Origin of the sequence: Hoeflea algicola (assembly GCF_026619415.1) — a bacterium.
GTDB classification, from domain to species: Bacteria; Pseudomonadota; Alphaproteobacteria; order Rhizobiales; family Rhizobiaceae; genus Hoeflea; species Hoeflea algicola.
In genome coordinates this window covers 273,979-286,126 of record NZ_JAOVZR010000001.1, presented here as the reverse complement: position 1 = coordinate 286,126, position 12,148 = coordinate 273,979, and the positions used below count along the sequence as shown (strand labels likewise).

Annotated in this window: 12 protein-coding genes; 6 read left to right on the top strand and 6 right to left on the bottom strand. The window is 59.5% G+C overall.

The genetic code is table 11. The features are described 5' to 3' along the window. Positions 1-95: 95 nt before the first annotated feature. From ndk to OEG84_RS01450, 4 genes are all read right to left on the bottom strand, one after another. A complete protein-coding gene (gene ndk / locus OEG84_RS01465; RefSeq protein WP_267652090.1) occupies positions 96-518 on the bottom strand; it encodes a nucleoside-diphosphate kinase in 423 nt (140 codons plus the stop codon). 308 nt (positions 519-826) lie between these two features. Next, complete coding sequence (locus tag OEG84_RS01460) at positions 827-1,519, bottom strand: glutathione S-transferase family protein (RefSeq protein ID WP_267652089.1); 693 nt, start codon at positions 1,517-1,519, stop codon at positions 827-829. Positions 1,520-1,566: 47 nt separating this feature from the next. Then, positions 1,567-1,983, bottom strand: a complete 417-nt coding sequence (gene vapC / locus OEG84_RS01455) for a type II toxin-antitoxin system VapC family toxin (RefSeq protein ID WP_267652088.1) — start codon at positions 1,981-1,983, stop codon at positions 1,567-1,569. Beyond that, positions 1,980-2,177 carry a type II toxin-antitoxin system VapB family antitoxin gene (locus OEG84_RS01450; RefSeq protein WP_267652087.1) on the bottom strand — a complete coding sequence of 66 codons (198 nt, stop codon included), beginning with the start codon at positions 2,175-2,177 and terminating at the stop codon, positions 1,980-1,982. Before OEG84_RS01450 ends, vapC begins: the two co-directional genes overlap by 4 nt. A 106-nt stretch (positions 2,178-2,283) precedes the next feature. On the opposite strand from OEG84_RS01450, the gene OEG84_RS01445 reads away from it, so the two are divergent. The 4 genes from OEG84_RS01445 to OEG84_RS01430 all read left to right on the top strand — a co-directional run bounded on the left by OEG84_RS01445 (position 2,284) and on the right by OEG84_RS01430 (position 7,615). Further along, entirely contained in the window at positions 2,284-4,164 is a 1,881-nt protein-coding gene (locus OEG84_RS01445) for an ABC-F family ATP-binding cassette domain-containing protein (RefSeq protein WP_267652086.1), read from the top strand. 247 nt (positions 4,165-4,411) lie between these two features. Continuing rightward, positions 4,412-5,665, top strand: a complete 1,254-nt coding sequence (locus OEG84_RS01440) for an efflux RND transporter periplasmic adaptor subunit (protein ID WP_267652085.1) — start codon at positions 4,412-4,414, stop codon at positions 5,663-5,665. A 38-nt stretch (positions 5,666-5,703) separates the two neighbouring features. Further along, positions 5,704-6,411, top strand: a complete 708-nt coding sequence (locus tag OEG84_RS01435; protein WP_267652084.1) for an ABC transporter ATP-binding protein — start codon at positions 5,704-5,706, stop codon at positions 6,409-6,411. Next, complete coding sequence (locus OEG84_RS01430; RefSeq protein ID WP_267652083.1) at positions 6,401-7,615, top strand: ABC transporter permease; 1,215 nt, start codon at positions 6,401-6,403, stop codon at positions 7,613-7,615. Before OEG84_RS01435 ends, OEG84_RS01430 begins: the two co-directional genes overlap by 11 nt. Positions 7,616-7,656: 41 nt before the next feature. Here the strand turns inward: OEG84_RS01430 and OEG84_RS01425 are convergent, their stop codons facing one another. Beyond that, entirely contained in the window at positions 7,657-8,106 is a 450-nt protein-coding gene (locus OEG84_RS01425) for a DNA polymerase III subunit chi (RefSeq protein ID WP_267652082.1), read from the bottom strand. Between the two features lie 14 nt (positions 8,107-8,120). Continuing rightward, positions 8,121-9,608, bottom strand: coding sequence for a leucyl aminopeptidase (locus OEG84_RS01420; protein ID WP_267652081.1), 1,488 nt, complete (start codon positions 9,606-9,608; stop codon positions 8,121-8,123). 259 nt (positions 9,609-9,867) lie between these two features. Between OEG84_RS01420 and OEG84_RS01415 the strand changes: the two genes are divergently transcribed. Both OEG84_RS01415 and lptG read left to right on the top strand, forming a co-directional pair. Next, complete coding sequence (locus tag OEG84_RS01415; protein WP_267652080.1) at positions 9,868-11,058, top strand: LptF/LptG family permease; 1,191 nt, start codon at positions 9,868-9,870, stop codon at positions 11,056-11,058. Between the two features lie 2 nt (positions 11,059-11,060). Continuing rightward, complete coding sequence (gene lptG, locus OEG84_RS01410) at positions 11,061-12,146, top strand: LPS export ABC transporter permease LptG (protein WP_267656048.1); 1,086 nt, start codon at positions 11,061-11,063, stop codon at positions 12,144-12,146. Positions 12,147-12,148 lie beyond the last annotated feature (2 nt).

The window sequence follows — 12,148 nt, the reverse complement described above, 5'->3', positions numbered from 1 at the left end:
TATACCGAGAATGCGCACGAAAAAGGCGGCCCGGAGGCCGCCTTTTCACATTTGTATCAGGCGCACCGGCAAACCGGCTGCGCTGTCAGTTGGCTTCAGCCGACGATTTCGGTGCCGGCGAACCAGTAGGCGATTTCTTCGGCGGCTGTTTCCGGCGCATCCGAGCCGTGGACCGAATTCTCGCCGATCGACAGCGCAAAGGTCTTGCGGATGGTGCCTTCGGCAGCATCGGCCGGGTTGGTGGCGCCCATGATTTCGCGGTTCTTGAGAATGGCGTTTTCGCCTTCGAGAACCTGAACAACGGTCGGGCCGGAAGTCATGCCGTCAACCAGCTCGCCAAAGAACGGGCGTTCCTTGTGCACGGCGTAGAAGCCTTCGGCTTCGCGGGTGCTCATCCAGACGCGCTTGGAAGCAACGACGCGCAGGCCATTGTCTTCAAAAATCTTGGTGATGGCGCCGGTAAGGTTGCGCTTGGTGGCATCGGGCTTGATCATCGAGAAAGTGCGTTCAATCGCCATTGTGGTCTGTCCTGTCATTTGGTTGTTGTCACGAGACTTGAGCCCGGCGTTTGCCTGCGCAAGAAAATCGGTGCGAAAATCCGGGCTGAAGCTGGTCCGGCCCGGAGTTGGCGCCTAAATAGCCGCATGCCCGAATATCCGCAAGGGGCGTCAAGAGCATCATGCCCTGCCCTGCGGCGCGGTCCGAGCATCCGGCACGCCCCGGACCAATCGTCAATTCCTCGTGGAATTGTGACATGGCTGGTGCTATGGCCACATTCGGAGTTGCCGCTGCTGCCGGGGCTCTGCGGGCTTCAGCTCGATGCTTCTCAGCTCAAAGCCGGAACCGACCGGCCAAGGCCATCATGCAGATCGAGACAGCGTTCGAACCAGTCAAAGACCGGATCGTCCTCCTCCAGCAGCTTGGCCGATGAGATGACCCGGGCCCATTGCAGTGCGCCAAAGACAATGTAATCAGCAAACAGCGGCGATGACCCGCCGATCCACGGCTGCGCCTTGAGCGTCAGGCGCAATGGCATGAGTTTGGTGGAGAAGCCGGCGATTGCGGCCTCGCGGCCTTCGACGATCTGTTCCAGCTTCTTGCCCATACGGGCTTCTCGCGACTGGCGGAAATAGGCCTGATCTTCCGGCTCGAGGACGTCATGGATATCCTTCATCACGATGCCAGCCAGGGCCGTGTGCAAGGTCGAATTGGACCAGGACTCGATGAACCGCGCCATCGCCTGTCCGCCCTCTCCGCCAAACAGAGACGGACGGTCGGGATAGGTTTGTTCCAGATAATCGGCGATCAGAAAGCTGTCGGCGACAACCTTGGTGCCATCACGGACCACCGGCACGATCTTGGAGATACCGCCCTCGACCTCGAGAACCTTTGTAAAACAGACGTTGTTGCGTTCAAACGGCAAACCCTTGTGGGCCAGCGCCATCGCCACCTTCCAGCAATGCGGGCTGAACGGGCGCGCCGGATCGGCGCCAATGAGATCATGAAAGATAATGGACATTAATTGTACTCTCTGGGAATGGTGAGATTATCGAAATCCGGAAGAAATCATGGATCCGGGAACTGATCAGCGCTCATTGCCGAAAGCAATCCCAATTTTCGCTCCATCACTTCAAAATCCCGATCCTTATGCAAAAGCGGCACTGCGCTTTCGATACACCAGGTAGCAATAATGACATCCACCGTCCCGCGCGGCGTGATCCCCGATAGCCGCAATTTGCGATAATTGGCTGCAGCCTTCGGCGCGATCAGAGGACCGCAGAGTGTTTCAACCGGTAGATCAGAAAAGGCCTGTTGCAGGCGTCTCACATCGGCGTCATGTTTTGGCCCCTGTAGCAGTTCAACCAGAATAAGATCACCGACCAGCAGCCGGCCGGTATCCGTAATGTCCTTCAGGCGGTCAACATGTGTCGATTTGCGCCCCGAAAAGAAATCGATCCAGACGGAAGTGTCGACGAGGATCACTGCTCACCACGCAACGTGGCGATTGAACCTTCCCATTCAATCGCACCTTCGAGCTTCAAAATAGCCTGGGCGGCACGCTTGCGCAGCAACTGATCGCGCAAGGCATCATCAACTACTTGGCGCTTGGTTTTCCGGCCCGTCAGTTTCATCAATTCAGCTACCAACTCATCGTCTATTTCGATATTTGTGCGCATGACAATTTCCGATGTGTATATTTTTGGGCATTATACACCTGCAGAACTCAGCTTGCAAACCGCTTGCCCCTTGCCATTTACCCAAAATGCAGCCAGAAGCGCGGCCATGCTTACGATTACAGACCTTTCCGCACGCATTGCCGGGCGCCTTTTGATTGACAATGCCTCGCTGGCGCTGCCTGCGGGCATCAAGGCCGGACTTGTCGGTCCCAATGGCGCAGGCAAATCAACGCTGTTCAAGATCATCACCGGCGAGATGGCGACAGAGACCGGCCATACCTCGATTCCGAAGAACACCCGGATCGGCCAGGTGGCGCAGGAAGCGCCATCGGAAGATACCGCGCTGGTGGAAATCGTGATGCGCGCCGACCTTGAGCGCAGCAAGCTGATGAAAGAAGCCGAAACCGCCACCGACCCGCACCGTATTGCCGAGATCCAGACCCGGCTGGTGGATATCGATGCACACTCGGCCGAAGCCCGCGCTGCCTCGATCCTGGCCGGCCTTGGCTTCGACCAGCAGGCCCAGCAGCGCCCGGCATCAAGCTTTTCGGGTGGTTGGCGGATGCGCGTGGCACTGGCGTCAGTGTTGTTCTCTGAGCCGGACCTGCTGCTACTCGATGAGCCGACCAACTATCTCGACCTTGAAGGCACGCTGTGGCTGGAGGAATATATCCGCCGCTATCCACACACAGTGCTGATCATCAGCCATGACCGCGACCTGCTGAACACAGCAGCCAACGCCATTGTCCATCTCGACCAGAAGAAACTGACATTTTACCGCGGTGGGTTCGACCAGTTCGAGCGGCAAAAGGCCGAGCGCGACGAGCACCAGATGAAGGCGCGCGAGAAGAGCCTGGCTGCGCGCAAGCACATGGAAGAGTTCGTCGAACGCTTCCGCGCCAAGGCGTCGAAGGCCCGCCAGGCACAGTCACGCATCAAGGCGTTGGAAAAAATGGGCACCGTGGACGCGGTGATCGAAAACAATGTCAGCGGCTTCTCGTTTCCGAGGCCGGACCGTGGCGTTGCCTCGCCGATCATCGCTATCGAAGACGGGTCGGTCGGCTACACGCCGGGCGCACCGATCCTGACCCGGCTCGACCTCAGGATCGACGCCGATGACCGCATCGCGCTGCTGGGCTCGAACGGTAACGGCAAATCCACCTTCGCCAAATTTATCGCCGGCCGGCTGCAGGCCGAAGCCGGGCTGATCCGCACTGCGCCACAGCTCAAAACCGGATTTTTTGCCCAACACCAGATGGACGATCTGATCCCGGAAGAATCCGCCGTGGCGCATGTGCGCGCCTTGATGCCGGATGCGCAGGAAGCCCGCGTCCGCGCCCGGGTGGCGCAGATGGGGCTGAAACAGGACAAGATGAACACCCCGGCCAAGGATCTGTCGGGTGGCGAGAAAGCGCGGCTGCTGATGGGGCTGTCGGCATTCCACGCGCCCAACCTGATGATCCTCGATGAGCCGACCAACCATCTGGATATCGACAGCCGCGCAGCGTTGATCCGCGCGCTCAATGATTTCCCTGGCGCAGTCATTCTGATTTCCCATGACCGGCATCTGATCGAAGCCACGGTCGACCGGCTGTGGATCGTCAAGGACGGCACGGTGTCGCCATTTGACGGTGACCTCGAGGACTATCGCCAGGAAGTGGTCGGCAGCGGCAAACAGAGTTCCAAGTCCGGCGGCGGTGGCGGCCAGTCCAAGGCGGAAAAGCGGCGGGAAGCTGCCGAACGCCCCGCCGCGGGTGCCCCGATCCACAAAAAAATTAAGGATATCGAGGCCTTGGTGGAACGGCTTGGCAAACAGATTCAGGCGATCGACACCGAGCTTGCCGACCCTGACCTGCACACCAAGGCCGCCTACAAGGTGCCGCAACTGTCCAAGAAGCGTGCTGAACGGCAGGCCGAACTGACCAAGGCGGAAGCCGACTGGCTGGAACTGACCAGCCAGGTGGATGATCCCGACGCGGCAGAATAAATCTGCCGCCACGCGGATTCGTGACTGATTGCCGTCAAAACGGCGGCCCCGGTACCCGGGCCGGATATTCGCCGGACGCCTGATTTCCGATAGGCAGCCATCAGCTGCCCTGCCCGCATGGGTGCAAGCATCGATTGATTTCGCCATTGCCGCCACACAAGACCCTACCGCCACGGCGTAGCTTGACGCACATCAAGCAATACTCGCCATTGCCGTGCTAGCAAGGTCCAAACGATAGGACTTGCAGATGCCTCCTTCCAAATCCGAAATCGAAGCAATCGTCAAAACCGCGGACAAGGGATCACCGCTTCGGCGCAGGCTGATCTGGGGTCTAGTGCTGCTGATCGCAGCCATCGGGGCCTGGTACTGGTGGAACGCCACCTCAAAACAGAGCCTGCCGGTCTATGTGACCGAGGCCGTCGACCGGACCGATATCATCGTCCAGGTAACGGCAACCGGCACGGTGGAACCCACCAACCAAGTTGAAATCTCCAGCGAATTGTCCGGTACCGTTCGCTCGGTGGAGGCCGACTTCAATGATCTGGTCACCAAAGGCCAAATCCTGGCGCGTCTCGATACCGACAAGCTTGAAGCCAATGTCGAACTCAGCCAGGCCTCGTTAACGGCCACCCAGGCCCGCCTGGCCGAAGCCACCGCGACGCTAAATGAAACAAAAGACAACTATGACCGCGCGGTGCTGCTTGAGCAAAAGAACGTCACCACGCTGGAGGGGATGCTGAAAGCGAAAGCCGCCTATGATCGTGCCAAAGCCGCTTTGAAGAGTGCGGAAGCCGACATTCGCGTGGCCGAGGCCAATCTGAAAATCAACCAGGCCAATCTCGAGAAGGCCTGTATCTGCTCTTCCATTGATGGCGTCGTGCTCGACCGTAATGTCGAGGTCGGACAGATCGTTGCCTCGTCGCTGCAAGCACCGGTGCTGTTCACGCTGGCGGCCGATCTGACGAGCATGCAGTTGCAGGTAGATATCGACGAGGCGGACATCGGCAAGGTCAAGGTTGGTGACAAGGCGATGTTTACGGTCGAGGCCTACCAGGGCCGCAGCTTCCCCGCTGCCATTTCCGAATTGAGATTCGCGCCCAAAACCGTCGATGGCGTGGTCACCTACGAAGCAATCCTGTCGATCGACAATTCCGACATGCTGCTGCGTCCCGGTATGACCGCAACTGCCGACATCACGGTTGCCGAAATCAAGGATACGCTGGCAATCCCCAACGCGGCGCTGCGGTTTGCCCCACCTGTGGAAGCGGCGGAAACTGGCGGCACAGGGTTGCTGGGCATGCTGTTCAAGAATGCACCCCGCCCGCCTGCCGCAACACCGAAAACGGATACCGACGGGCGTCGCCAGATCTGGATCCTGAAGGATGAACAAGCCACAGCCATCGATATCCTGCCGGGTGAAACGGACGGGTCCAAAACCGAAGTTCGCGAGGGAGAGCTGAACGAGGGCGATCTGGTGATTACCGATCAGACTACCGAATGACGGTCGCCCGGCCCCCAGCAACCGAAGCATCCGCAGATATGCCGCTGATCCGGCTGCAGGGGATCACCAAGATCTACGGAACCGGGGATGCGGAAGTCCGGGCCTTGCGAGGCATCGACATGGATATTCATGGCGGCGAATTCGTCGCCATCATGGGCCCCAGCGGTTCGGGTAAGTCGACCGCCATGAACATAATGGGATTTCTAGACAAGCCGACGAGCGGCACATACCTGTTTGGCGGCGCCGAGGTTGACAATCTGGGGCGCGACCAGTTGGCGCTGTTGCGCCGCAATTTCCTGGGCTTCGTGTTCCAGGGCTACAATCTTCTCGCCCGCACATCGGCGCTCGACAATGTTGAACTGCCGCTGATTTACCAGGGCATGGCCGGAACCAAGCGGCGTCAATTGGCGCGCGAGGCGCTTGCCAAGGTCGGACTGAAGGGCCGCGAGGACCATGACCCCTCCCAGCTTTCGGGCGGGCAGCAACAGCGCGTGGCGATCGCTCGCGCCATCGTTACCAACCCGGACGTGATCCTGGCCGACGAGCCCACGGGAAATCTGGATACCGCCCGCAGCCGCGAAATCATGGATTTGCTGACCGACCTCAACCGAACCGATGGCATCACCATCCTGATGGTCACTCATGAGCCCGACATGGCCGAATATGCCGACCGGCTGGTTCATTTTGTCGATGGCCTGATCGAATCGGACACGCGCAACGAGAAGGTTACGACCGATGCTCTATGAAGCAGTGCGGCTGGCCTTGCAGGCCATCTTGAGAAACGCATTCCGGTCCTTCCTGACGGTCTTGGGGATCGTCATCGGCGTCGCCGCGGTCATTGCCATGGTTACTGTCGGACAGGGCTCCACCGAGCAGGTGCAGGCCGATGTATCGACGCTCGGCACCAATTTGCTGATGATCCGTCCCGGGCAGCCATCGCAAGGTCCGGGTTCGGGCGTCGGTGGCTCTGCTGCAAGCTTGACGCTGAAGGACGTCGAGGCCATCGAGCAGCAGATCGCAAGTGTTGCGGTTGCCACACCCAGCAATTCGCGGTCGATGACAACGATTTTTGGCAATGTGAACTACTCGACCACCGTGACCGGCACCGACAACCGCTTTCTCACAGCCCGCGATTGGGGGCTTGCAAGCGGGCGTTCATTTTACGAGAGCGAACTGCGAACCGGTTCCTCGGCCTGTATCCTGGGCGATACCGTGCGGCAAAAACTGTTCGGAAATGGCGATCCGCTCGGCGCCAACATCCGGCTCAAGCAGATCTCCTGCCGGGTCATTGGCACGCTTGAGGTCAAGGGCGCTTCCAGCTTCGGTACCGATCAGGATGACATTGTGCTGATTCCGATCCGGGCCTTCCAGCGGCGTGTATCCGGAAACCAGGATGTGTCGATGATCTACGCCTCGATCAGGGACGGCATATCCACCGACAAGGCCAAGGCCGACATCGAAAGCCTGATGCGCGAGCGCCGGCGGATCGGCCCCTTCGAGGAAGATGACTTCAATGTCTTTGACATGAAACAGATCAGCTCGATGCTGACCGGCATCACCAGCGTGCTGACCGGCCTGCTCTCCGCTGTTGCCGCCGTGAGCCTGCTGGTCGGCGGTATCGGTATCATGAACATCATGCTGGTCTCGGTCACCGAGCGCACCCGGGAAATCGGCATCCGCTTGGCCGTCGGCGCGACCGAGCGGCAGGTGCTGCTGCAGTTCCTGGTCGAAGCCACGGTGTTGTCGCTGATCGGTGGATTGATCGGCATTATGCTGGGACTGGCCCTGGGGCTGCTGGGGGCGCGCATGTTATCGGTGCCCTTTGCCCCGTCGGCAAGCATTGTGCTGGCGGCCTTCGTGTTTTCAGCGTTGGTGGGGATTGTGTTTGGCTATTTCCCCGCCCGCCGGGCCGCGCGAATGGACCCAATCGAGGCGCTGCGCCATCAATAGCGGCAGCCTCGTGCGGCAAAGGTCACGCGGATTGAGTTCTGTTACGCCTTTTTCTCCCAGCGCCGATCCTCGGTCTGCTGCCAGTAGGTCAGCGTATGACCGGCTGTTTTGAGGCTGCGCCATTGGCCGCGCGCGGCCTCGAGCTGGCTCTGGTCATGGCCATCAAACATCATCACCAGCCGCTCGACGTCGTCGAGCGTGGGGATTTCCGCGCCATCAACGACAAACCGCACGGTCGCTGAATTCGCCGCCTCGGCACCAAGTGTCAGCAACACCGGCTGACGATCGGCATGCGGTGCCTGGTCGCCGCCATGGGGCAGAAAACTGTCTTCCCGGAAGGTCCACAAATGGGCGTCAAGCGCTGCGCGGCGCTCCTCGCTGCCCAGATGCACGGAGACGCGCCAGCCACGCTCGAGACTTTTCTCAAGCAGTGGCGGCAGCGCATCTTCGAGCCGCGATTCGGTCAGATGGTAAAACAGCACCTCGGCCACGCTGGCAGGTCCCTTCAGTTTTCGTAGTTGGCGCGCACCAGTTCATCGAGCAGCCGCACACCAAAGCCCGAGGCCCATGACTGGTTAATGTCGGTGGCGGGCGACCCCATCGCCGTGCCGGCGATATCGAGATGCGCCCAAGGCGTGTCCTTGACAAAGCGTTTGAGGAACTGGGCGGCGGTGATCGACCCGGCGTGGCGGCCACCGGTGTTCTTCATGTCGGCGAACTTGGAATCGATCATCTTGTCATACTTGTCACCAAGCGGCATCCGCCAGACCCGCTCCTCGGTCACCTCGCCAGCCTTGGTCAATGCCGCAGAGAGATCATCATCATTGGAGAACAGGCCAGCATGATGCTGCCCCAGAGCCACCAGGACGGCGCCAGTCAGGGTCGCCAGGTTGATCATGATTGCCGGCTTGAAACGTTCCTGACAATAAGTCAGCGCGTCGCACAGCACCAGACGGCCTTCGGCGTCGGTATTGATGATCTCGATGGTTTGACCGGACATCGAACGGACGATGTCACCGGGACGCTGAGCAGCACCGTCGGGCATGTTTTCAACAAGTCCGATGATGCCAATGGCGTTGACCTTGGCCTTGCGTGCGGCCAGCGTGTGCATCAGTCCGGTAACCGCGGCAGCCCCGCCCATGTCACCCTTCATGTCCTCCATGCCGGCGGACGGCTTGATGGAAATGCCGCCGGTATCAAACACCACACCCTTGCCGACAAAGGCTACGGGCTGATCCTTGGCCTTGCCGCCCTGCCAGCGCATGATGGCCAGACGCGGCGGTCGCGGCGAGCCCAGCGAAACCCCGAGCAGCGCTTCCATCTTGAGCTTTTTCATTTCTTTCTCGGTCAGGATCTCGACTTCCACACCGAGCGCTTCGAGCTCCTTCGCGCGGGCCGCAAACTCGACCGGGCCCAGCACATTGGCGGGCTCATTGACCAGATTGCGCGCCAGCATCACCCCATCGGCGACCGCCTGGCGGCTGACGAAGGCTTTCTTGCAGGCGGCCGTATCGTCGTGCTGGAATACCACCTTGACCTTGCGGTCGCGGGTGTTTTCTTCGTCAGGCTTCTTGGTCTTGTAGGTGTCGAAGGCGTAGGCACGCATCATGAGGCCGAGCGCCATGTCGGCGGCGGCTTCGGCCGAGATGGCTTCCCCCTCGCCCAGCAGAACGGCCACCTTGTCGACCTTGCGGATCAGTGTGAAAATCTTCCCGCCTACCCGCATCCAGTCATGCGCGGTCAGCTTTTCTGGCTCGCCCGCGCCCACCAGCGCGACCCGGTCCGCGTCGGAACCAGCGGGGGCAAGAATGTCGACGGTCGTAAATGTCTTTCCAGTAAAACCCGTCACCTTGACGGCCTTGTCGAGCTGGCCTGCCGGATCCATCGAGCGCGCGGCGGCGGCAACCGGATCGGCGACAGAACCGACGGCAACGGCCAGGCCGCCTGCTACTTTCACGGATTTGGAAAAACTGACTTCGAGACTCAGCGACATGACGACTCCAATGAATTTTCAAGTGATTTGGTTTGGGCCGCGATCTTGGCGTTTTCATGCCAGAAGGCAAGAGCGATCGGTCCGATGCGGGTGCGCGCGCAGCATTGCATTTGCGACACAGCGCTGCAAGAAACGGTTAACCGTCTTTGTTTGCCGTAGATTATCCATTTTGCGGTTTTATAGGACTGATGCATAGGTCGTCTAATCCGATCCGTTCATTTCCGTGTCCGCGCGGTTCATACCGCTCCGGAAAGGCACAATGAAGCAAATCGAACGTTACATATTGCGGCGCATGGCGTCCTTGACCTTCTGGTCACTGACTGCGGCAACGCTCTTGGTGATGACCACACAGGTGCTGATCCGCGTCGATGTGTTGACCACGACCGGACAGGCGTTCGGTGCGTTCATGATGCTGGCTGCCACGATCATACCATCGGTGATTTCCATCGTCGCGCCGTTTGCCCTTCTAATCGGCGTCGGCCAGGTGCTCTCGGGCATGAATTCCGACAGCGAACTGGTTGTCATCGAAGCGGCCGGGGTGCGACCGGTGACGGTGTTGAAACCGGTTCTGGCGCTCTCGGTGGCGGTTTCGATCATGGTGCTGCTGGTGGCAAATTTCGTCGAGCCGTGGTCAAACCGCAAACTTTATGACGTGCTGGCGCAAGCGCAATCGGATCTGTTCTCGGTGGCGGTGCGCTCGGGTACCTTCATGCGGCTCGAAGACGGGCTTTATGTGCAGGTCAATGAAAAGCTGCCCGGCGGCGTATTGGGCGGGATCTTTCTTTCCGACACGCGAACCAAAGGCACAGAGGCAATCTACTACGCCAAGAGCGGGGTCATCAAATCAAACGGTGACACCGACATCCTGTTCCTGGTGGACGGCGAGTTGCAGCAGCGCGACCTTACCAACGACCGTATTTCGATTGTCACCTTCACTTCCTACGCGCTCGACATGGCCGCCTTTGTGCCTGCCGGCAGCACGGCCGCGCGCAGGCCAAAGGAGCAACCGACTTCCTATTTGTTCAACCCATCCGAGGATGATTTCTATTTCAAGGCAGTACCGTTTGTCTTCAAAGAGGAGATCGTCCAGCGATTTGCCAGTTGGATGTATCCGCTGGCGTTCGGCCTGGTCTCGTTCACTTTCCTAGGCAAGGCACGATCCAACCGCCATGAGCAATTTCAGAATGGCGCAATTGTTGCCGGCATTACCCTCGCCGCCCGCGGGTTCGGTTTTTACAGCGGCGACGAGGCCGGCACCAACGTGATCCTGGAGATCCTGTCCTATGCCGTTCCGCTGGGCCTCATAGTCATATTCGGCTTTTTTGCACTAACCGGCAAATCGCTGACCATTCCGAAAGCCTGGGCGCGGCTCAACGACCGGCTGCTTGAAGCTTTCAACGCCCGCTGGGCGCGCTGGCGCGGCGGCAGTCATGACGGGCAATCAGCATGAGCATGCTCTGGTCCACGCTGTCGCGCTATTTCTTCAGGCGCTATGTATTCACTTTCCTGACCTATTGCCTGGCAATCCTGCTGGTGATTCTGCTTGTCGATTTCAATGAATCGGCCCGGCGAATGTCGTCTTTGGCCAACTACACCCTGGCGACAGGACTGTTCATTTCGGCATTGCGCGTGCCGACAATCCTGCAGACGGCGATCCCCTTCGTGGTGTTGATCGCCTCAATCGCGACGCTTTTGCAGCTCAACCGGAAATATGAGCTGGTGGTCACCCGTGCGGCCGGGATTTCGGCCTGGCAATTCCTGGCCCCAATAATTGCCGCCAACCTGCTGATCGGTATTATTGCCGTGGTCGGACTCAACACGCTCGCCGCCTCGGCCATGCAACTGGCCGAAGACATTGTGGTGGAACGCAAATTGGGAGCCCGGCAGTCCACAAGCGGCAGCGCCCCGTGGCTCAGGCAACGTACCGAACTCGGCGATACGGTTGTGGGCGCCCGCGCCACCGCAGCGGGCGGCACCAAGCTGTCAGGCGCGACATTCTTTCTTTTTGATGAGGATCAGCGGATCAAGGAGCGGCTTGAGGCCGAAAGCGCGGTGCTGGGGGACGGCGAATGGGTGCTCAAGAATGTGAAAGTCATTCGCAGCTCGCAGCCGATGGAACTATTGGAAACGGCAACCGTGCCAACCACGCTGAAAGCCGAATTCGTTGGCGAATCACTGACTTCGCCCGATACCGTGCCGTTCTTCGAATTGCGTTCGAAGATTGCCACCGCAAAATCCTTTGGCCTTTCCGCCACCAGCTACGAGATGCAATTTCACCGTTTGGTGGCACAGCCGGCACTTTTGGCGGCAATGACGTTGATCGCGGCGATGGTGTCTTTGAAATTTGTGCGCTTCGGACAATCTTTAGCGGTCATTCTGGGTGGAATCCTAGCGGGCTTCGTGCTTTATGTCGTTTCCGAGTTGATCCAGGCGTTCGCCAATGCGGGAACCGTCCCGCCGGTGGTGGCTGCCTGGCTTCCGGTTTTGGTCGCTTCTGCATTGGGGACGACAGTGCTTCTCCACAAGGAGGATGGATAGTG